Source organism: Micromonospora sp. NPDC005367 (genome assembly GCF_040606825.1).
Taxonomy (GTDB): domain Bacteria; phylum Actinomycetota; class Actinomycetes; order Mycobacteriales; family Micromonosporaceae; genus Micromonospora.
The window spans coordinates 88,567-108,658 of record NZ_JBEXFP010000005.1 but is presented as its reverse complement, the minus strand read 5'-3'; the positions used below and the strand labels follow the sequence as shown (position 1 = coordinate 108,658).

The following is a 20,092-nucleotide window of genomic DNA, read 5'->3' as shown; positions in this document are numbered from 1 at the left end:
TAGGGTGACCTTGACGGACGGAGGCGATCATGACGGCAGACCACCCCTCGGCGCCGCCCGGTGAACCGCCCGGCGCTGCCTCGGCCCCGCAGCCGGCGGCCATCCCGGCGCACTCATCCGGCGCCACGTCGGGGCAGCCGGAGCACCATGAGTCGGTCCTGCTCGACGAGCCGAGCACCGCGGATCTGCGGGCCAAGGTGACCCAGGCATGGCAGGAGTTCGCCCGGGCGCTCGCCGAACTGCTGCCCGCGCTCCCGGCGGGCACGCACGTCGAGTTGACCATCGACCCGACCGCCTCCGGCACCGGCGACGCGGTCTACTCCATCGGGATCGACGTGGGCGAAGAGGGCCGGCTCTCCGCGCGGGCCGTCGGAAACGCCGCGCTGCCGGACGGCTACCGGCTGGATCGGGCGGCCGTGGCCGACATGATCGCGTTGGGCTGGTCTCCGCCGGGCGTCCTCGAGGGGTCCGCTGGGTACTTCGGCCTGGACGCGACCACGACCCAGCCGGGTCGCGTCGCCGCCCTGCTCTCCCGCACCCTGCGCGACGTCTACGGCGCACCACATCCCGCGTTCCTCGTCTACCTGATTCACGACGCCGAGGGGGAGCCGCTGCCGGAGGTGCCGCTGGGCACCGCCCGGAGCGAGTTCGGTCCGGGGCGCGTCGTCGAGGAGGACCTGGACGAGGCGCTGGTCGAGGCCGTGGCCGCGCAGAACGAGGAGAACGACGTGCTGGCGCTGGAGGAGCGCGTACGGACCGTCGTCTCCACCATGCTCAAGTCCGACTCCGAGCGGTTGCAGGTGGACTCGGACGGGGACATCAACATCCGGGCCGGATCGGCGATGGTCTTCGTCCGGGTTCGGGACAATCCGCCGTTGGTCGACGTCTTCTCCCCGGTGCTCACCGAGGTCGAGCCGACCGAGCGGCTCTACGTCAAGCTCTCCGAGCTGACCAACCGGATGCCGATCGGCCGCCTCTACTGCACCGACGACACGGTGTGGGCGTCCATCCCCGTCTTCGGCCGCAACTTCCAGCCCACCCACCTCATGCTGGCCGTGCAGGTGATGACCGGGCTCGCCGACGAGCTGGACGACCGGTTGCACGGCGAGTTCGGCGGCAAGCGGTTCTTCGGTGACGGCGACAAGGCGCCGCGCCGCGCCGACGGCGAGCACCGGACGGGCATGTACCTCTGAGGACGCGCGGCGGCGACGAGAGCTCGGGTCAGCGGACGTCGAGCAGCGTCTTCCCCACCGTCGCCCGGGAGCCGATCGCCGCGTGCGCATCGGACGCCCGCTCCAGCGGGAACCGCTGGCCGATCACCGGGTGCAACCGGCCGGCCAGCGCCTCCGCCAGCGCCTTCTCGGTGTACGCGCGCAGCCGCGCGGGCGTCACGTCCGGCCGGAGCAGCGTCACGCCCCGGGCGGCGGCGTCCTCGGCCGGCACGGCGGCCCACTCGCCGCCGGCCAGCCCGAAGCTGATCATCCGGCCGTCCGGTTCGAGCAGCCTGAACGCCGCCCGACCGACCTCGCCCCCGACGCCGTCGAACACCACATCCACCCCGCCGGTGGCGGCCCGGATCTGCTCGGTCCAGTTCGGGCGCAGGTAGTCCACCGCCACCTCCGCGCCGAGTTCCGGCAGCAGGGACACCTTGCCTGGGCCGCCGGCCACCCCGACCACCCGCGCGCCCGCTGCGGCGGCGAGTTGCACCAGCAGGCTTCCCACGCCACCGGCGGCCGCCTCGACCAGGACCCGCTCGCCCGGCCGGAGGCCGACCGTGTCGACGAGCATGGTTGCCGTACGACCGTCGGCGAGCAGCGCCACCGCCACGTCGAGCGGCAACCCTTCGGGCACCTCGAACGGCATCGTCGCGTCGACCGCGACCTTCTCGGCGTACCCGCCCGAGCCGCCGGTGCCGCTCACCACCCGCCGGCCGATCAGTGCCGGATCGACGTCCGCGCCCACCGCCGCGATCACGCCGCCCACGCCGTTGCCGGGGATCAACGGTGGGTTGCCGCCGAACTGTCCGGACCAGCCGGCTCGGAACTGGGTCTCCACGAAGGTGATGTTGGCGTGTGCCACGTCGATCAGCACCTGGCCCGGTCCCGGCACGGGATCGGGTGCGCGGCCCGCCGCGAGCAGTTCCGGTCCGCCGAACTCACGCAACCACACTGCCCTCATGAATGCCCCTGTCTGGTCGGCCCCGGCGACCTCAAGTCGACACCTTGAACCGGACTTCAGGTCAAGGCGGGTGAGCTGAAGCGTCCGGCCGCGAGTGTCAGGGCGGCTGCGGTGCCGGGCGGGTGGGGCCCGGAAGCCCCGTTTACCGGGCCCCACCCGCTGGGGAGGGAGATTCAGGTCGAGGGGAGCCAGGCGAGGCTCCGTCCGCTGTCCGGGTCGCTGGCCCGCAGCCCGGCGGGGGAGACGGTCCAGAGCGTGCCGTCGACCAGCAACGACCGGTCGAGCGACTTCCCGTCGGCACCCGGATGGGTCACCTGCCCGATCTCGCCGATCCCGGTGGCGGACACCCGCAGGAGCCGAATGCCCTGGTCGACCGGTAGCGCGACCAGGCCGGTCTCCGGCTGGTACAGGAACGCGTGCGCGTCGAACTCCACGACCGACCGGCCGCCGGGCACGTGGTACTGGTCCAGCCGGACCGGCCGGGCCGGGTCCCGGACGTCGAAGAGCGAGACCTGCAGGCCCTGCGTACGACCGCGTCGGTCGGCCTCCTGCCCGACGCCGAGCAGCCGCCCGTCCGGCAGCGGGTGCAGGTACGCGGAGTACCCGGTGATCTTCAGTTCGCCGGTGACCCGGGGCGCGGCCGGATCGGTGAGGTCCAGTGTGTAGAGCGGATCCGTCTGCCGGAACGTCACCACGTGCGCGGTGCCGCCGAGGAAGCGCACCGAGCGGATGCGCTCGCCACGGCCCAGGCCGGCGACGACGCCGACCTGCTCCAACGTGCCACCCTGCCGGCGCAGCACGTACACGGCCGACTCGGACGTCGGCCGCCCGGGGACGCTGTCGACGGTGGTCGCGACGCGCAGGTCGCCCTGCCACTCCGACAGCGCGTACTGGTTGATGAGCCAGCCGGGGACGTTGCCGCTGGCCAGGTATCGGGGCCGGCCGGGGCCTGTGGTGTCGAACTGGTGGAGCACTGTGCTCGCCCCCGATCGCCCACCCCACCAGGTCGGGCGGGCTCGCTCGTCGGCCCCGCGCCAGCCGGCGAGCCAGAGGTTGTTCGCGGTGCCGTAGAGCGTGGTGGCGTCGGCGGCGACGCTCACCGGGTCACCGTCGCCGAGTTGCTCGGCGGCGAGGTCGAAGCTGAGCACGGTCACCACCGAATTGCCGGTGGTGTCGGCCGGCCGGCTCAGCCGGTCGCACCCGACCCGGCCACCGTGCCGCTGCTGGCCGGCGGTCCACCGGTACGCGGGCAGCCAGGCGTCGATTCCGGCTGCCGCGATCACCGCCCGGTTCGCGGTGATGCGTTCGGCGTCGCCGGCTCTCGGGTCGGGACGGAAGTCGAGTCGGGGAGCGGAGCGGATCGCCACCCGGGCCGTGGCACCGGTCTGTCGGGCGTCGATCAGGGTGCCGTCGATCGAGTAGGAGCCGAGCACGGTGGGGGTCGTGGTGAGGTCCACGAGGGTCAGCCGGCTGGCCCTGCTTCTGGCCTGCTGCTCGGCTGTGCGGAACACCGCCCCGGCCGGACTGCTGAGCACCAGCGCCCGGTCGCCGTGCAGCAGCAGGTTGCGCTCCCAGTGCCGGTCCGGTGTCGAGTTGTCGGCGAGGTCGAGGCGGCCGGTGGTCTGCCGGGTCGCCGGGTCGGTCACCCGGAGCACGCCCCGGCTGACCGTCACGATCCGCCGGCCGTCGGTTTTGACCAGGTCCGGTTCGTCCACCCCGACCTCGTGGACGTTGGTGCTGGAGTGCTCGGGGGTGGGCGCCGCGTCGAGTCGGGCTGCGCCGGCGCTCGCCAGGGTGACCCAGGCGGTGGTGTCACCGGCGGGGAGGCCCCACGGCCCGACGGCGTTGGTGGCGGCGGTTCGTAGCCCGGCCAGCGCCTCGCCGCACGACTCGTACGCCACCAGCCGGGTGTCGGGTCCGGCGGGTGGGGTCGGTTCGTCGGGAACGGTGGGGACGGTGGGCGGCAGCCCACTACCGGCCAGCAGAGCCAGCGTGGCCAGTGCGCCGGCGGCGGCGAGATGGGTTCCCCGTGTCATGGCCGTTCGACGGGCCGTCGCCCCTATTGGTTCCCACCCGGCGGGTCAGCCGGCGGACGGCCCGACGCCGGGCGACTCGACCAGCCGGGACAGCACGATCGTGCTGCGGGTGGAGGTCACGAACGACTCGGCGCGCAGCCTTTCCAGCGCGGCCTCCAGATGAGCGATGTCGGCGGCGCGCAGATGCACCAGTGCGTCGGCCTCACCCGAGACGGTGTACGCGCCGACCACCTCGGGGTGCCGACGGGCCGCCGCGCCGATCTGCGCGGGGGTGGTCCGCCCGGCGCAGAAGAGCTCCACGAACGCCTCGGTGGTCCAGCCCACGGCGGCCGGGTCGACGACCGCGGTGAATCCCCGGATCACCCCGCTGGCACGTAGCCGATCGACCCGTCGCTTCACGGCAGGGGCGGAGAGTGACACCCGGATCCCGATGTCGGCGTACGACGCTCGGGCGTCTGCCACAAGCAGCGCAATGATCCGCTGGTCTACGGCGTCTATCTGCAACGTTCTGCCCCTGGGAAGCAATGGTTGTGGCTGTTACCAAAGTTCTACGATACCTACTCTTGGTGACCGTGAACCACCAGCGAGTGCCGCGAAAGCGGACATACCTCATGTGCTCTCCGGAGCACTTCGCGGTCGAGTACGCGATCAACCCGTGGATGGACGTGACCGCCCCGGTCGACACCGAGCTGACCGTGAAGCAGTGGGACCGGCTGCGGGAAACGCTGGTGCAGCTCGGCCATGAGGTGCACCTGCTGACGCCCGAGCGCGGCCTGCCGGACATGGTCTACGCCGCCAACGGCGCCTTCGTGGTGGACGGCGCCGTCTACGGTGCCCAGTTCAAGCACGAGCAGCGGGCCGCCGAGGCTGCGGCCCACCGGGCCTTCTACGAGTCGCAGGGCTGGCGGTTCATCGCACCGAGCGAAACCAATGAGGGCGAGGGCGACTTCGCGTACGTCCCGGAGGCGCACGGCGGGCTCATCCTCGCCGGGCACGGGTTCCGTACGGAGCTTCCGGCGCACGCCGAGGCGCAGGAGGCGCTCGGCCGCCCGGTGGTCTCGCTTCGCCTGGTCGACCCGCGCTTCTACCACCTGGACGTGGCTCTCGCCGCCATCGACGACGCCAACATCGTCTACTTCCCGGGCGCGTTCTCGGCGGCGAGCCAGAAGGTGCTGGCACAGCTCTTCCCGGACGCGGTGATCGCGGACGACGCCGACGTCATGGCCTTCGGGCTCAACCTGGTCAGTGACGGGCTGAACGTGGTCCTCAACAGCGAGGCTGCCGGGCTCGCCGAGAAGCTGGAGGCCGTCGGCTACCACCCGGTGCCGGTGAAGCTGTCCGAGCTGAAGAAGGGCGGCGGCAGCGTCAAGTGCTGCATCGCCGAGCTGCGGCACTGAGCGGCACGCGCGACGCGCCCGGCTCCGGGAGCGCCGGCCGCCTCGGCGTACGGAACAGGGCCGTTCTCCGCACGGAGATCGGCCCTGTTCTCGGAACGCAGGGGTTCAGCCGAGCGTGGCCAGTTCGCTGATGAGGACGTTCGACAGCACCTGGCCGTCGCGCTGCACCTGGCGCAGGTACCACTTCTGCTGCGGCGTACGCGGCTGGTTGAACTGCCAGATGCCGCGCGGGCTGTCGATCTGCCCGAGCTTGCCGAGGGCCAGGTTGACCTCTTGCGGGTTCGGGTTCGCGCCGGCCAGCTGGATCGCCTGGTGCAGCACCTGGGCGGCGTCGTACGAGGCCATCGCGTAGGTGGTCGGGGAGCTGTTCAGCTTCTTCCGGTACTCGGAGGCGAACACCTGGTTGGCCGTGTTGCTGAGGTCGGCCGAGTAGTTCAGCGCGGTCTGGATGTTGAGCGCGTCGTTCTTCATGCTCTCCAACGCCGTGCCCTCGGTGAGGAAGCCCGGGGCGTACACGGGACCCTTGTAGCCCGCCGCGCGCAGCTGCTTGATGAACTCGACGCCGGCCTCGCCGGTGAAGAAGCAGAGGATGGCGTCCGGATGCTTCTGAAGCGCCTTGTGGATGTCCTGGCTGAACGCGGTCTTCCCGGGGTTGTCCGCGGCGGTGGTCCAGACGACCGGGCCGGCCAGGCGCGGGTCGGAGGAGCCGAACTCCTCCCGGAAGCCGCGCTCGACATCCTCGCCGCCGACGCTGTCCGGCATGATGATCCCCAACCGGGAGCCCGGCTTGAGCCGCTCCTTCAGGTAGCCGCCGAGCGCTCGTCCCGCCTCGTCCAGCACGTACGAGGTCCGCCAGATGTAGACGACGCTCTGCAGGGTGCTCGGTGAGGCGTTCGAGCCGATGAGCGGCACCCGGGCCTTCTCGACGGTGTCCCGGATGCCGAGCATGACGGCGGAGTTGACCACGCCGGTCAGCGCGAGCACACCCTGGCTCAGCAGTTCGTCGACGGCGGCCTTGCCGGACTTGACGTCGTTGCCCTCGTTGGCGGTGATCAGCGTGACGGGGTGCCCGCCGAGCTGCTGTTCGTTCAGGTCGAGGAAGAGCTGGAAGCCGTTGACGATCTCGTCGCCGATCGCCTTGAGGCCGCCGGCCTGAGGGGCGATCAGCCCGATCTTGATCGGGCTGCCGGTGCTGCCCGATGCGTCGTCAGTGTCGTTGCCGCACGCCGCTACGAGACCGGTCGTGCCGAGCGCGGCCAGGAGTTGGAGCGCCCGTCTGCGGTTCATCTGCGACACCGAGTCCTTCCAGCAGGGGTTCGAGGGCGGGTCGCCCCTCCGGCGTTCTACCTGGTCGGCGACGCTGCGTCAATTGGCCGCTGATCTTCGTGCAGGGATCGCAACGCGGCGACCACCACGGGCCAGGCAGCAGATTCTGGGTCGATTAGGCCGTAATGTTCGCAGTCGGGAAGCTCAAAGTGGGTGATATCGCTACCCGCTGTCCGGGTGGCGGCCACGAAGTCGCGGCTCATCGTCACCGGCACCTGTTGATCCATCTCACCATGGACAACTACGGTGCGTGATCGCACGGGTACCAATCTCCGTGGATCGGCGGCTCGATACCGATCCGGGACCTCCCTCGGCCCGCCGCCGAGCAGCTCGGCCACCGCGCCACCGTCCAGGTCGAGCCGGTACGCCTCGGCGAGGTCGGCGACCGGGGCGAGCGCCAGCACGCCCCCGACCGCCTCCGGCGCCCGGGCGGCGACGTAGAGCGCCAGCTGGCCGCCCGCGGAGTGGCCGACGAGGATCGGCGCGGTGGCGCGTACCCGGCCCGGCATCGCGGCGGCGGCCAGCCGGGGCAGCTCCGTCACGCCGGCCAGCACGTCGGAGAGCGTGTTCGGCCAGCCGCCGCCCGGCTGCCCGGTGCGCCGGTATTCGAGCTGCGCCACCGGATGGCCCAGCCCGGCCAGGGCGGCGGCCAGCGGGCCGGTGTGCCTCCGGTCGTACTCGGCCCGCCAGAAGCCGCCGTGCACCACCACGACCAACGGCCGGGCGGACCCGCCGACCGCCGGTTCCCGGAGGTCCGCGATCTGGTCCGGATGGTCCCCGTACGCCACCGTGTGATCGGGATCCGGGGCGGGGCGGCTCAGAACGGCACGGGGGTCGGCAGGCATGGCGCGACGGTAACGCGCCCCGCGAGTGATCCGTGTCGGAGGAGTCGGTCCCGGCGAGCGTGAACCCGGCACGCTGGGCCAAGATGGATCACATGACCGAAGCGAGCACCGCTGGACAGAACGACGAGCCGTCCAACGAGGGCACCGGCCACTCCGGCACGGTGGTGGTGGTCGGCCCGGACGGCCAGCCCGTCGGCACCATGCAGACCGGCGACGGGCAGGGGGAGGACCCCACCCGCCTGGTCGAACAGCCTGCCAAGGTGATGCGGATCGGCAGCATGATCAAGCAGCTGTTGGAGGAGGTGAAGGCCGCCCCGCTCGACGACGCCAGCCGGCACCGGCTGCGGGAGATCCACGAACGGTCGATCGTCGAGCTCAAGGAGGGTCTCGCCCCGGAGCTGCGTGACGAGTTGGAGCGGATCTCACTGCCCTTCACCGAGGAGGGCGCACCGAGCGAGAGCGAGCTCCGGGTCGCACACGCGCAGCTGGTCGGCTGGCTGGAAGGTCTCTTCCACGGCATCCAGGCCGCGCTGGTCGCCCAGCAGGTGGCAGCCCGGGTGCAGCTGGAGCAGATGCGGTCCGGCCGGGCACTGCCGAGCGGTCCCGGCGCGATGGCGCCCGGGATGCCGGGCATGGGTCAGGGCGGCGAGGGGCACAGCACCGGCCAGTACCTCTGAGTCGACGGGCCACCACCGGCGCGGCGACACTGCCGCACGTAGCGGTGCCGGGAGGGCCGAGGCCGGTCCGCGACCCGGGTGGAAGCGGCCCGGCCCGGCCCGCTCAGCCCACGTCGAAGAGCTTCTCCAGGTACGCCGCGACGCCGTCCTCGGAGTTGGCGGCGGCGACCTCGTGCGCGATCCGCAGCACGGCCGGGTGCGCGTTGGCGACCGCCACCGCCCGACCGGCCCAGGTGAGCATCGGTACGTCGTTCGGCATGTCCCCGAACGCCACCACGTCCCGGGCGTCGACGCCGAGCCGGGCGCAGTACCACGCCAGGCCCGCCGCCTTCGTCACACCGGCCGCGGAGATCTCCACCAGCCCCGAGTACGACGAGTGGGTGGCCTCGGCCAGCCCCTGCAGGGCCGCCGCCACCAGCTCGACGAACGCATCCGGATCCTGCTCACCGGCCCGGGCGAGCAGCTTCACCGCCGGGGCCGAAAGCAGTTCCTCGGGAGACTGCACTGCGCGGATCGCGTCGTGGTCGGCGTCCCAGCGCAGCGGGTAGTGCGCCTCGTGTCGCATCTGCCGGCTGTCGGTGACCTCCACGGCGAACGTCACCCCGGGCACCTCGGCGCGCAGCCGCCGGGCCACCTCGGCCAGCAGCTCCGGCGCCAGCGGGTCGGCACGCAGCACCTCGTCGCCGGCCGGGTCGTACACCACCGCGCCGTTCGCGCAGATCGCCGGCAGCGGCTCGGCCAACTGGTCGTACACCAGCTTGAGCCAGCGGATCGGGCGGCCGGTGACCAGCACGACCGGCGTGCCCGAGGCGGCGATCCGGGCCAGCACCGACGCGGTGCGCGGGCTCAGCGTGCGGTCGTCCCGGAGTAGGGTGCCGTCGATGTCGGTGGCGACGAGCCGAGGTGTCTCTCCCATCACCGGGAGAGTAGTCGGTCCAGATAGACGGCCACCCCGTCGTCGTCGTTGCGCAGCGTGACCTCGTCGGCGGCGGCTCGAACCGCCGGGTGGGCGTTGGAGACAGCCACCCGGGCCCAGCCGGCCCACTCGAACATGGGCAGGTCGTTGGGCTGGTCGCCGAAGACCAGGACGTCGCCGGGGTCGACGCCGAGGGTCTGCGCCACCACGGCCAGCCCGGTGGCCTTGTCCGCGCCGGGCGGGCAGATCTCCACGAAATCGAGGCCGGCCTGGGTGAGCGTGGCCACCTCCGCCGGGACGATCCGGCGGGCGACGTCGAGCAGCTCGTCCACCTGGTGATCGGCGGTGCGGGCGAACGCCTTGATCACGTCGGTGGAGAGGCACTCCGCGCGGGTACGCGCCTCGAACCGGTCCGGGTAGGGCCAGCTCGGGTGATAGTCGCCCCAGAGGGGCGCGTCGTGCTCGTCGGACGCCTCGACCATCACGGTCAACGGGCCGACCGCGGCCTCCAGATCGGCCAGGATCCGGGCCAGCACCTCGGCCGGCAGCCGCTCGTCGCGCAGCACCACCGGGCCCGCCGGGTCGCTCTGATCGACCACGCGACCACCGCCGGCCATCACCAGGAAGTCGGCCGCGCGGATGTCGTTGCGGGTCAGTTCGGTCAGCCGCGGGCCGCGGCCGGTCGCGCCGACCACCGGGATCCCGGCGGCGCGCACCCGGTCCAGCACCCCGTGGGTGTACGCGGAGACGGTGTTGTCGCTGCGGACGAGCGTGCCGTCGAGATCGGTGGCGATCAGCTTGGGCAGTCCGGGGCGGGTCATCGTTCCTCCTTCGCCCGCCGCCGCCGCAACCAGCCGTTTCAGTGGTCGATCATCGACCCGGAGTGACGGCGGGCAGCAACCGTACCTCGCGGAACGGGGCGCAACCATGGCTTCCAGGCGAATCGGAAGCCAACCGGTGGCGCACCCCGGGTGGCGACCGCCCGCCTTCGGCGGAATCCGTCCGGACGTACGGTTGGCGGGTGGTACGCGACTGGCCCGCGGCGCAGCTGATCGAGACCGAGCGCCTGGTGCTTGAACCGCTGCGGATCTCACACGCCGCGGAGATGGCCCCGCTCCTGCACGACGAACGGCTGCACGAGTTCATCGGTGGTGAGCCGGCCAGCGAGGAGCAGTTGCGTGCCCGGTACACGCGCCAGGTGGCCGGGCGCTCCCCGGACGGCAGCCAGGGCTGGCTGAACTGGATCGTCCGGCACCGGGCCACCGGCGACGCCGTGGGTACGGTGCAGGCCACCGTCCGGCTGGACGGCGACCGTGAGGTCGCCGAGCTGGCCTGGGTCGTCGCCGCCCCGCGGCAGGGCCGCGGGTACGCCGGCGAGGCGGCCCTCGGCATGGTCGGCTGGCTCGACCGGCAGGGGATCAACGCGCTGATCGCACACGTGCACCCCGACCATCTCGCCTCGGCGCGGATCGCCGAACGTCTCGGTCTGCGCGCCACGGACGTCGTGGTCGACGGCGAGTGGCGATGGGCCAGCCGCTGAGCGACGAGGCGTGGCCCCCCGGCCGCCGGCTCCGCACCTGACGGCCCTGCCCGGGCGGGCGCGGACCCGGCCGAACCCGTCAACTGTTCAGATCTGCGATTCCGGGCGGGCGAACGGGACGGCCGGCTGCACGGTCAGATCGGCCGGCGGAGGCGGTACGTCGTCCGGTTCGTCCCGCGCGGACCGGCGGCGTCGCCGGAACACCGCACCGGCCGGGGCGTCCTCGTCGAGCGGCGCGGCGTTCACCGCCAGCTGCGACGCCGCGCCGAGCAGCGCGCAGGCGACGAAGGCCATGGCGAGGCCGCGGCCGTACTCGATCCGGAAGCCCGCCTCCGGGCTGTAGAAGAGCCGCCGCGTCGAGTCGTCGAGCTCGGCCGCGGTGACGGCCAGCAGGACCAGCAGCGCCCCGGCCAGGACGAGCCCCAGCACCCGGGCGTTCGGTCGGACGGTCGGGGTGCCGCGCAGCGCGAGCGCCACCGTGCAGACCAGGCCGAGCAGGCCCACCAGGTAGCCGACCCCGAAACCGTTGACGTCGGCCACCCCGGCGGGCACTTCGAGGGAACCCTCACGCCCGCCGTCGGGCAGGGTCATCACGACCCACTCGCCGACCAGCGAGGCGACTCCGGCCAGCGCGCCCAGCCCGGCCAGCAGAGGCGGTATCCGGCGGTCCCGCCCCAGCCCGGCGAGCGTGCGTCTGGGCCGCTCCGGCGTGTCGGGCTCGGCCGTGCCCCACTCGATGACGGCCATGTCGTCGGACCGGTCGTCCTTTCGTTGGATGGGAAGCTCCCTGGACATCCGCCATCCTTTCGCCGGTCGCACGACTGGTCGAATCATGGCACAGGGGACGACCGGTGACAGGGATCGCACGCTGGGCGTCGGCGGAGCCCGTCGCAGGGAGATCCGCTTTCCGATAGCGTCGGACCATGCCTATCCGTACCGCTTCCGCACGTTGGCAGGGCAACCTCACCGAGGGGTCCGGCACGGTCCGCACCGGCAAGGGCGGCCTCCAGGGGAACTATTCGTTCAAGTCGCGCTTCGAGGAGGGGGAGGGCACCAACCCCGAGGAGCTGATCGGCGCCGCGCACGCCGGCTGCTTCTCAATGGCCTTCTCGAAGGCGCTCGCCGACGCCGGCTCGACGGCCACCTCGATCGAGACCACGGCCAAGGTGCACCTGGACAAGACCGACGCCGGGTTCAGCGTGACCCGCATCGAGCTGGAGACCGTGGGCGAGGTGCCCGGCATCGACGAGGCCGAGTTCCAGAAGCTGGCCGAGGCCGCCAAGGCGAACTGCCCGATCTCCCGTCTGCTCTCGCCGGGCGCCGAGATCACCCTCACCGCCCGACTCTCCTCCTGACACCCCGTTGACCGCACGTTCACGGAAAGAGTCCCCAGCCGGGGTTCGGCAGGCCACTCTTTCCGTGAACGTGCATGGATCTCGGCAGGCCGGAGGCGGCGAGGCGTCGGGCAGAATGGCAGGGTGCCGGTGGAGATGAGCCGCGAGCGCTTCGAGGAACTGGTCGGCGACGCGCTCGACGAGGTGCCCGAGGAGCTGCTCGGCCTGATGAGCAACGTGGTCATCCTCGTCGAGGACGACCCGCCGCCGGGTGAGGAGGACCTGCTCGGCCTCTACGAGGGACACGCGCTCACCGAGCGCGGCTGGGACTACGGCGGTGTGCTGCCGGACCGCATCTTCATCTACCGCCACCCGATCCTGCGCATCTGCGAGGACGAGGAGGACGTCGTCGACGAGGTGGCGGTCACCGTGGTCCACGAGATCGCCCACCACTTCGGCATCGACGACGAGCGACTGCACTCTCTCGGCTGGGCCTGACCCGGCCGTTCACGCCTCCGCAGCGCGGCCGAGCCGCCGGTCACAGGCACAGCTGCCCGATGGCCCGTCGTTGCGACGGTCACCTACCGTCTTGACAGGCATCGCGACATCAGGAGGCACGTCATGCGCAGCTCGCTGTTCTCTGCCGAGAACCTGGAGCAGGAGTCCGCGCAGCCAGGCATGCGGCTGCAGAACTCCAAGATGTTGAAGATCGAGCTCAACGGGGAGGCGATGGCCCGGGTGGGGTCGATGGTCGCCTACCAGGGGCAGGTGCAGTTCCAGGCGCTCGGCTCCGGCGGGCTGGGCAAGTTCCTCAAGCAGAAGCTCACCGGCGAGGGTGTGCCGCTCATGAAGGTCAGTGGCCAGGGTGACGTCTTCCTGGCCGAGTTGGCCAAGGACGTGCACATCATCGACCTGGAGCCGGGCGACTCGCTCTCCATAAACGGCTCCAGAGTGCTGGCCTTCGACTCCACCCTCCAGTACGACATCCGGATGGTCGGCGGCACCGGGATGGCGGCCTCCGGCCTGTTCAACTGCGTGTTCAGCGGCTACGGCCGGATCGCGATCACCACCGAGGGCACGCCGGTGGTCCTCAACGTCGATCAGCCCACCTACGTCGACCCGCAGGCCGCGGTCTGCTGGTCGGCCAGCCTCCAGACCGGCTACCACCGGGCCGAGCAGCTCGGTCTCGGCACGCTCATCGGGCGGCGTACGGGTGAGGCGTTCACGATGAGCTTCGCCGGGCAGGGCTTCGTCGTGGTGCAGCCCTCCGAGGAGCGCCCCGTGACGGGCAGCGGTGCGCAGGAGCAGCAGGGCGGGCTGCTCGGCGGTCTGCTCAGCTGACCGGCACGACAGTCGACGACTAGCGCGCCGGCTGCGCGAGCGACCGCGGCAGCGTTGCGCGCCGGCTCAGCTCAGCTCGCCGGCGCGCAACCGCGCCAGCCAGGCGGTCGCGTCGGCGTAGTCGGCGTCCGAGAGACCGGGCGGCGGTGGGATCGGCCGATCGCCGCCCGTCTCCGCCCAGCGATGGCGAGGGTACGAGCCGAGGAAGTGCACGGCGGCGCAGACCCGACGCAGGCCCTGCAACGCCTCGCCCAGCCGGACGTCCGCCACGTGCCCGGTGCAGTCGAGGAAGAACAGGTAGCGGCCGAGCGCCTCGCCGGTCGGCCGGGACTCGATGCGGGTCAGGTTGACCCCGCGTACGGCCAGCTCCATCAGCACCGACAGCAGCGCGCCCACCCGGTCGTGTGCGATGTAGACCGCCAGCGACGTGACGTCGTCCCCGGTCGGTGGTGGGGGCGGGCCGGGCCGGGCCACCAGCGCGAAGCGGGTCACCGCGTCCGGATGGTCGGCGATCTTGTCAGCCAGTACGGCCAGCCGGTGGCGACGTGCGCCGATCGGCGCGCAGATGGCCGCGTCGTACTCGCCGGTGGCGGCACCCGCGGCGGCGGCTCCGTTGGAGAGCACGTCGATCACGACCGCGTCGGGCAGGTTGGTGCGCAGCCAGTTCCGGCACTGGGTGGACGCCTGCGGATGGGCCGCCACCGTGCCGATCGCGCCCAGCTCGGTGCCGGAACGTGCGCCGAGCACGAACTCCACCGGCAGGACGACCTCGCGGGTGATCACCAGGGGTTCCCCCTCGGCCAGCTCGTCGAGGGTCACCCCGACGGCCCCGCCGATCGAGTTCTCCAACGGCACCAGCGCCGCGTCGGCCTCCCCGGCCCGTACGTTCTCCAGCGCCTCGCCGACGCTGCGGGCGGGCGTACGGCTGCCCCGCTCGGCGGCGGGGATGGTGCGCAACGCCTGCTCGGCGAAGGTGCCCTCGGGCCCGAGGTAGACGAAACGGGTCGGCGGAGTTCCCGGCATGCCGACCAGCCTACGCACCCGGTACGCCCACCGTGCCGCCGTCGCAGGCCAAGGTCCGAATTCCGGGCGGAGCGATGACGCGTACCTCGGCGTTGCACACGTCCGTGCCGGCGGTCACCAGCTGCGGTGCCTCCGGCCGGCCCCGGGTGACGACCCGGAGCTCCTCGTACCCGGTCACCTTGAGCACCGTGTACTGCCAGTCCGCGGCGCAGAGGGGTCCGGTGGCGACCTGGACCCGGACGCCGTCGGAGAGCACCGCGGCCCGGCCCCGTAGCAGTTGGATGACCCGTTGACCGGTCGGTCCGCTCGGGCACGACGTCGCCACCAGTCCGGCATCGGCGGTCGGCGAAGACAGGCTCGGCACGGTCGTGGGCAGGCCGGTGGCCGGCGGAACCGGTGGGGTGGGGATCGAGGTCGGCGCCGACGCGGTGGCCGGCGCGCTGGGCGAGGTCGACTGACGGAGGTCGGGCGGTACGCCGCACCCGGCCAATACCAGGGCGGTCAGGACGGCCGACACCGCACGTACCCGCCGGTTGGACGCGGTCGAACGGGTGCGGAGGCGGGGAACCACGAGGTGCCCACCCGATCGTCCGGCGGGTGCGGGCGCGCGCGTACCGGCCCGGTCCGGGCGGACGGCAGGCGGGGCCGGTCTGCCGCCCGGCGTCGGGTCGACGAGCGACAGCGCGGTATGGAGGGGCGGGGTGGGCGGCACGGGCCGATCCTGAGGGGCTGCGGGGACGTTACGGCCGGGGTGGCCGAGCCCATCGTAGGAGCATCCGTAGCGATGTTGAAGTCAATCGTGCAGGCGGTGTCCGGCGCGCTCCAGCGCGGCGGTCGCCTCGCCGAGGCGTACCGCCGGCACCAGCACGTAGTCGGTGTCGAAGGTGGAGAATGCCACCGCGCTCACCCGCGCGCCCGCGAGCGGGTCGACCAGATCGGCGAGGGTGCCGCCGACGGCCACGTCATCCGGCGTGCCGACGCGCAGGCAGCGCCAGGCGGTCTCCACCACGGCCTGCGCGGGCGCCCGGTCCATCGGGCAGATCACCGAGATGCCGTCAGCGGTCCAGCTCACCGTCACCACGTCCGTGGCGCCGAGCCCGCTCGACAGCGCCGGAGGCAGGGCGGAGCCGGCGGCCATCTGGCACACGGCGTACTCCCCCGGCAGCAGCGCGATATCGAGCATGAGGGCACCTTACGGCCTCGACCGGCGGCGGGTCCGGCTTTGCCACGTGCGCCGGGCGCCACCCATTGTCGCAGGTCAGACTGGTGAGAAGAAGGTCAGTGAGCCGGCCACCGCATCGTCGGTGAACACCGCGGTGGAGATCGCGTCCACCGTGCAGACGGGGGCCTTCGGTGTCGCCGCCTGTACCCGCAGCAGGCCCCGCGCGAGCCGACCGGAGGAGAGCGCCAGCAGCGGCGGGATCTTGTCGATCTCCTGTTGGGTCAGGGCGTTGCGGTTCGCCGTGAAGTCGAGCAGGCGCAGCCCGCCGGAGAGCAGCGGCAGCCCGATCACGGCGTCCGGCTCGCCGAGGCTGAGCAGTCGGCAGGTGGCGGTGGAGATCGCCACCACGTTCGCGTCGGCGTCGATCAACAAGCACGGCTCGTCGGCGTTGGTGACCGTCGATGACCAGCGGTCGAAGTTGTCGCACTCGGGCTCTGTCGGTGCCTGTGCCGCCGGCACGAACACTTCGGAGAGCGAGAGTTCGACGTGAGCCACCGCGCCTCCTATGTACACCGACGGACTGTCCACGCTAGCCGGTCGGCGACCGCACCGCGGCCACCGGCCGTAGTCGCTGCGGAAGCAGCGCAGGCGACCAGTGGTCGCGGCGCGGACCCGCGGCACCGGTGAAGGCCGGCCCACGAGACGTCGCCGAAGACGTTACCGGCGGTTCGCCGGCTTGTCAGCGGCCGTTCGGCCGTCCTCGTACCACCGGTAGTCGGCCGCCGGGCGGTAGGTGCCGTTCAGCCAGGTGCTCGGGTGCTGCGCCACCCGGGAAAGCTTCTCGGCGGTGACCGGACTGATCCGGTTGCCACCCGCGACGAGCAGCCGATCCAGCTCGCGGTGGGTGGCCATGAGGCAGTCCTTGGGCAGGCCGTAGACGCTGATGACCCCGGAGCCGACGAAGGTCAGCACCGGGGTGACCGGGATCTGCAGGCCCACCGCGTCCGAGAGTGCCTTGCTCGCCCGCCTGGCGTCCCGCCGGGCCTCGGCCACGTACGGCGGGCGCTTGCCGTTGATCTGGACCACATCGCCGGCGACCAGCACCCGGGCCCGGCCGTGGTCGGCGACGGTGACCGCGAAGAGACCGCTCGGGCCGATGGCGAGGAAACCGGCGCGATCGTCCTGCGAACCGTCGAGCAGGATGTCGGCGGCGTCGGTGCGGGGCCACTCGACGACGTGCCAGGCCGGCCCGAGGTGGTCGAGTTGCCCAACGGCACGGGCTCCCGCCGCCTCCAGGCGTCGAGCGCCACGCTCCGCTCGCCGCCGGCGGGCCCACTCGAACGGCTTGGGGCGGACCGGGTCGAGAATCCCCGGCGACTCCGCGCGGGGGTGTGGCACCGTGCCAGGCAGCGCCCGGGTGGTGGGTGCGGCCCGGCGAGCGGGAAAGACAGTCATCGCGACCTCCGGCAAAAGGTCCCTCGAAGTTATGTCCCCACTACCCTACGTTTACGACCCCCCGGCTCGGCAAGGTGGAGCGCCGGAGTGACTGTGGATGAATGCCATATTCATCCGCTCTTCTTTTCCCGGATACCGCCAAACCCTGCCCTACGCTGCCAAGGGTGACCCACTATGTGGACAGCGAGGTCGGACGGCTCGGCACCGTGCTTCTGCACCGTCCCGGCCCGGAACTCGCCCGCCTAACACCCCGCAACAACGACTCGCTCCTGTTCGACGCGATCCCGTGGGTGGGGCGCGCCCAGGAGGAGCACGACGCCTTCGCGGCGGCGCTGCGCGAGCGCGGGGTGGAGGTGCTCTACCTCGCGAACCTGCTCACCGAGACGCTGGCGGTGGCCGATGCCCGGGCCGAACTCACCGAGCAGGTGCTGAGCTCGCCCCGGCTGGGCGACACGCTGCGCGCCCGCGTCGCCGACCACCTGGCGTACCTGGACCCCGCGGCGCTCGCCGACGTGCTGATCGCCGGCCTCGCCCACGAGGAACTACGGATCAGCCCGGAGCGGCCGGGAGGCATCGTCTACACGCTGATGGACCGGCACGATTTCGTGATCGAACCGTTGCCGAACCTGCTCTTCACCCGGGACTCCTCGCTCTGGATCAAGAACCGGGTCGGGGTGACCAGCCTCGCGATGCGGGCGCGTCGCCGGGAGAGCACCCTGACGAACGCCATCTACCGCCACCACCCGCGCTTCGTGGGCACGGAGTTCGTCTACCAACCCGGCCTCGAGCACCTGGAAGGCGGAGACGTGCTGCTGCTGGCGCCGGGGGTGATCGCCGTCGGAGTGGGCGAACGAACCACGCCGGCCGGCGCCGAACGGCTCGGGCGGCAGGTCTTCGCCGCCGGGCTGGCGCACACCATCCTGGTGGTGCCGGTCGCGCAGAAGCGCGCCACCATGCACCTGGACACGGTCTGCACGATGGTCGACGTCGACGCCGTGCTGATGTACCCGAACGTCGCCGACGCGCTGTCCGCGTACACCGTGATCGCCGGCGCGGACGGCGACGACCCGCGGGTGGACGGCCCCGCACCGTTCCTGCGGGCCGCAGCGGACGCCATGGACATCGACCAGCTCCGGGTCATCGACACCGGGCTGGACCCGGTCACCGCCGAGCGCGAACAGTGGGACGACGGCAACAACACCCTCGCCCTGGCACCGAGGCTCTGCGTCGGGTACGAGCGCAACGTGGAGACCAACGCCCAGCTGGAGCGGGCCGGCATCGAGCTGATCCCGATCGCCGGCTCGGAGTTGGGGTCGGGCCGCGGCGGACCCCGCTGCATGTCCTGCCCGATGGTGCGGGAGCCGTTGCGGCGCTGACCGGCCCGCTACCAGGTCAGCGCAGGGTGAGCTGCCGGCCGAGCAGGCCCTGGCGGGCCCGGCGTCCGGCCGCGTCCAGCGCAGTGGTGTCGGCGAGCGCGTCGGCGTACCGCTTGGCGAACTGCGCCACCGGCTCCTCCCACTCCGCGGCGGGCGTCCGCTCGGGCAGGTCCCAGACCGGCACCAGCCGGCCGTGCGCGCGGAACATGCCGGCGAACCTGGTGTCGTCGCCCAGCGGCAGCGTGCCGGCGGCGCCGAGCCGAGCCAGCGCGTCCAGCGCCGCGTCCTCGTCCTCCGGCAGCACCCAGCGCACGTGCGCCTTCTCCGGCACCTGGCACCAGTACGCCGCCTTCGCGGCGCTCAGCCGCACCGTCGGGTAGATGGCCGCGTTGGCCCGCTCCAGGGACGCCTGCACGTTCGGGTCCTCCGTCGCACCCGGGTCCAGCCAGAAATCGAAACCGTCGTGCATGCTGATCTCCAGCGGCCCGTCCACCAGGATGTCCTGCAACCGCGCGCCCGGCCCGGGCAGCGGCGGTACCGACACGGGGGCGCCCGGCTCCGTACGCAGCGCGCAGAGCAGCGCCTCGGCGAGGTCGCGGGAGACGTCGCCGGACTGGATGTGACGCTGTAGCCCGATGAGCACCTGCCCGTCCGGCTTCGTCGTGGCGGGAGCGGCCAGCGGCAGGACGGTGGCCAGGGTCACCTGCCGCTCACCGAACTCCTCGACCAGCTTGGGAGCGAGCCGCAGCGGCGCGGACGCGGCCGGTACCAGCTCGCGCAGTGCGATCCACTCGGGCTCGTCGACGAGCCCCTCGAACGGGCGCGGCACGAAGATGTCGCGCACCTTCTCGCGCTTCGGGGTGGTCTCGGCGGCCCGCTGGCTCTTTCGACGCTTGCTCACGGCGAGACAGCCTAGAGGTCCGGCGGGACCGCTGCGGGGACGACCCGCCCCGGGAGGCGGACGACCGTGGGGCGCGCGGTCACCGGTGGCCGGGACCGGACGGCTGGGCGAAGGCTGCGACTCAGCCGGTGACGAGGAGATCGGCGCCGGTGGGTTCGAACTCGGCCCAGACACACTGCCCGAGGCCGTCCAGCTCGACTCCCCACCGGCTGGCGAGGCCGGAGACGATGTGCAGTCCGCGGCCGTCGGCGGCGTCCGCACTCGCCGCCCGCATCCGGGGCCCCTCGCCGGCTCCGCCGTCGGTGACCCGCAGCTGGATCTGAGGGGCGTCGGCCGGCCCGCGCAGCCGCCAGGCGACCCGCACCACCCCGCCGGGCAGCGGGCGAGCGTGCCGGACCGCGTTACCCACCAACTCGGCCAGCACCGCGACCAGGTCTGCCAGGAGCGCCGGTGGCACCAGACCGGCCAGCTCGTCGGCGAGCCGGTGCCGAGCCAGCCGCGCCCCACTGGCGTGATGGGGAACCACCACGCACCAGGCCCGTTCGCCCTTTCCCGTCGCCACCGTCGCCCCTTCACGCCCCCCGT

At 72.3% G+C, this 20,092-nt stretch carries 23 protein-coding genes; 8 read left to right on the top strand and 15 right to left on the bottom strand.

The annotated features are described in order from the left end of the window. Window positions 1-29 precede the first annotated feature (29 nt). Window positions 30-1,193, top strand: coding sequence for a hypothetical protein (locus tag ABZS42_RS05760; protein ID WP_355142785.1), 1,164 nt, complete (start codon window positions 30-32; stop codon window positions 1,191-1,193). 28 nt (window positions 1,194-1,221) lie between these two features. Here the strand turns inward: ABZS42_RS05760 and ABZS42_RS05755 are convergent, their stop codons facing one another. The 3 genes from ABZS42_RS05755 to ABZS42_RS05745 all read right to left on the bottom strand — a co-directional run bounded on the left by ABZS42_RS05755 (window position 1,222) and on the right by ABZS42_RS05745 (window position 4,718). Further along, entirely contained in the window at window positions 1,222-2,178 is a 957-nt protein-coding gene (locus tag ABZS42_RS05755; RefSeq protein WP_355142784.1) for a zinc-binding dehydrogenase, read from the bottom strand. A 173-nt stretch (window positions 2,179-2,351) separates the two neighbouring features. Continuing rightward, on the bottom strand, window positions 2,352-4,214 hold the full coding sequence (locus ABZS42_RS05750) for a beta-propeller domain-containing protein (RefSeq protein WP_355142783.1): 1,863 nt from the start codon (window positions 4,212-4,214) through the stop codon (window positions 2,352-2,354). 45 nt (window positions 4,215-4,259) lie between these two features. After that, a complete protein-coding gene (locus ABZS42_RS05745) occupies window positions 4,260-4,718 on the bottom strand; it encodes an Lrp/AsnC family transcriptional regulator (RefSeq protein ID WP_355142782.1) in 459 nt (152 codons plus the stop codon). 59 nt (window positions 4,719-4,777) lie between these two features. Between ABZS42_RS05745 and ddaH the strand changes: the two genes are divergently transcribed. Then, complete coding sequence (gene ddaH, locus ABZS42_RS05740; RefSeq protein ID WP_355142781.1) at window positions 4,778-5,611, top strand: dimethylargininase; 834 nt, start codon at window positions 4,778-4,780, stop codon at window positions 5,609-5,611. 105 nt (window positions 5,612-5,716) lie between these two features. Here the strand turns inward: ddaH and ABZS42_RS05735 are convergent, their stop codons facing one another. After that, window positions 5,717-6,907 carry an ABC transporter substrate-binding protein gene (locus tag ABZS42_RS05735; RefSeq protein WP_355142780.1) on the bottom strand — a complete coding sequence of 397 codons (1,191 nt, stop codon included), beginning with the start codon at window positions 6,905-6,907 and terminating at the stop codon, window positions 5,717-5,719. 47 nt (window positions 6,908-6,954) lie between these two features. Beyond that, window positions 6,955-7,782, bottom strand: a complete 828-nt coding sequence (locus tag ABZS42_RS05730) for a prolyl oligopeptidase family serine peptidase (RefSeq protein ID WP_355142779.1) — start codon at window positions 7,780-7,782, stop codon at window positions 6,955-6,957. Between the two features lie 83 nt (window positions 7,783-7,865). Here ABZS42_RS05730 and ABZS42_RS05725 point away from each other — a divergent pair, with 83 nt between their 5' ends. Further along, complete coding sequence (locus tag ABZS42_RS05725) at window positions 7,866-8,459, top strand: bacterial proteasome activator family protein (RefSeq protein WP_355142778.1); 594 nt, start codon at window positions 7,866-7,868, stop codon at window positions 8,457-8,459. Between the two features lie 103 nt (window positions 8,460-8,562). On the opposite strand, the gene ABZS42_RS05720 is transcribed toward ABZS42_RS05725, so the two are convergent. Continuing rightward, window positions 8,563-9,375 (bottom strand): HAD family hydrolase, encoded by an 813-nt coding sequence (locus ABZS42_RS05720; protein ID WP_355142777.1) that lies wholly within the window; start codon window positions 9,373-9,375, stop codon window positions 8,563-8,565. Then, window positions 9,375-10,196 (bottom strand): HAD family hydrolase, encoded by an 822-nt coding sequence (locus tag ABZS42_RS05715; RefSeq protein ID WP_355142776.1) that lies wholly within the window; start codon window positions 10,194-10,196, stop codon window positions 9,375-9,377. The genes ABZS42_RS05720 and ABZS42_RS05715 overlap by 1 nt, the downstream gene beginning before the upstream one ends. Before the next feature lie 200 nt (window positions 10,197-10,396). Between ABZS42_RS05715 and ABZS42_RS05710 the strand changes: the two genes are divergently transcribed. Further along, window positions 10,397-10,915, top strand: a complete 519-nt coding sequence (locus tag ABZS42_RS05710) for a GNAT family N-acetyltransferase (protein WP_355142775.1) — start codon at window positions 10,397-10,399, stop codon at window positions 10,913-10,915. Window positions 10,916-11,002: 87 nt separating this feature from the next. Here the strand turns inward: ABZS42_RS05710 and ABZS42_RS05705 are convergent, their stop codons facing one another. Then, on the bottom strand, window positions 11,003-11,710 hold the full coding sequence (locus ABZS42_RS05705; RefSeq protein WP_355142774.1) for a hypothetical protein: 708 nt from the start codon (window positions 11,708-11,710) through the stop codon (window positions 11,003-11,005). Window positions 11,711-11,838: 128 nt separating this feature from the next. On the opposite strand from ABZS42_RS05705, the gene ABZS42_RS05700 reads away from it, so the two are divergent. The 3 genes from ABZS42_RS05700 to ABZS42_RS05690 all read left to right on the top strand — a co-directional run bounded on the left by ABZS42_RS05700 (window position 11,839) and on the right by ABZS42_RS05690 (window position 13,590). Next, window positions 11,839-12,270, top strand: a complete 432-nt coding sequence (locus tag ABZS42_RS05700; RefSeq protein ID WP_355142773.1) for an OsmC family protein — start codon at window positions 11,839-11,841, stop codon at window positions 12,268-12,270. A gap of 129 nt (window positions 12,271-12,399) precedes the next feature. Then, a complete protein-coding gene (locus tag ABZS42_RS05695) occupies window positions 12,400-12,747 on the top strand; it encodes a metallopeptidase family protein (protein ID WP_355142887.1) in 348 nt (115 codons plus the stop codon). A gap of 123 nt (window positions 12,748-12,870) precedes the next feature. Next, window positions 12,871-13,590: an AIM24 family protein gene (locus tag ABZS42_RS05690; RefSeq protein WP_355142772.1), complete on the top strand. Its 720-nt coding sequence runs from the start codon at window positions 12,871-12,873 to the stop codon at window positions 13,588-13,590. Between the two features lie 66 nt (window positions 13,591-13,656). On the opposite strand, the gene pheA is transcribed toward ABZS42_RS05690, so the two are convergent. The 5 genes from pheA to ABZS42_RS05665 form a co-directional block, all read right to left on the bottom strand. Further along, window positions 13,657-14,613 (bottom strand): prephenate dehydratase, encoded by a 957-nt coding sequence (pheA, locus tag ABZS42_RS05685; protein WP_355142771.1) that lies wholly within the window; start codon window positions 14,611-14,613, stop codon window positions 13,657-13,659. 10 nt (window positions 14,614-14,623) lie between these two features. Beyond that, on the bottom strand, window positions 14,624-15,184 hold the full coding sequence (locus ABZS42_RS05680; RefSeq protein WP_355142770.1) for a hypothetical protein: 561 nt from the start codon (window positions 15,182-15,184) through the stop codon (window positions 14,624-14,626). A 222-nt stretch (window positions 15,185-15,406) separates the two neighbouring features. After that, window positions 15,407-15,796, bottom strand: coding sequence for an ACT domain-containing protein (locus tag ABZS42_RS05675; RefSeq protein ID WP_355142769.1), 390 nt, complete (start codon window positions 15,794-15,796; stop codon window positions 15,407-15,409). A 75-nt stretch (window positions 15,797-15,871) separates the two neighbouring features. Beyond that, window positions 15,872-16,330: a hypothetical protein gene (locus tag ABZS42_RS05670; RefSeq protein ID WP_355142768.1), complete on the bottom strand. Its 459-nt coding sequence runs from the start codon at window positions 16,328-16,330 to the stop codon at window positions 15,872-15,874. 162 nt (window positions 16,331-16,492) lie between these two features. Beyond that, a complete protein-coding gene (locus tag ABZS42_RS05665; RefSeq protein ID WP_355142767.1) occupies window positions 16,493-17,230 on the bottom strand; it encodes a hypothetical protein in 738 nt (245 codons plus the stop codon). A gap of 164 nt (window positions 17,231-17,394) precedes the next feature. Here ABZS42_RS05665 and ABZS42_RS05660 point away from each other — a divergent pair, with 164 nt between their 5' ends. Continuing rightward, the gene (locus ABZS42_RS05660) at window positions 17,395-18,606 is read left to right on the top strand and encodes an arginine deiminase (protein ID WP_355142766.1); all 1,212 of its coding nucleotides are present in this window, start codon (window positions 17,395-17,397) and stop codon (window positions 18,604-18,606) included. Between the two features lie 16 nt (window positions 18,607-18,622). Here ABZS42_RS05660 and ABZS42_RS05655 read toward each other — a convergent pair whose 3' ends face one another. Together ABZS42_RS05655 and ABZS42_RS05650 are read right to left on the bottom strand one after the other, a co-directional pair. Continuing rightward, window positions 18,623-19,507: a DUF5926 family protein gene (locus ABZS42_RS05655; protein ID WP_355142765.1), complete on the bottom strand. Its 885-nt coding sequence runs from the start codon at window positions 19,505-19,507 to the stop codon at window positions 18,623-18,625. 121 nt (window positions 19,508-19,628) lie between these two features. Continuing rightward, window positions 19,629-20,036 (bottom strand): ATP-binding protein, encoded by a 408-nt coding sequence (locus ABZS42_RS05650; protein ID WP_355142886.1) that lies wholly within the window; start codon window positions 20,034-20,036, stop codon window positions 19,629-19,631. Window positions 20,037-20,092 lie beyond the last annotated feature (56 nt).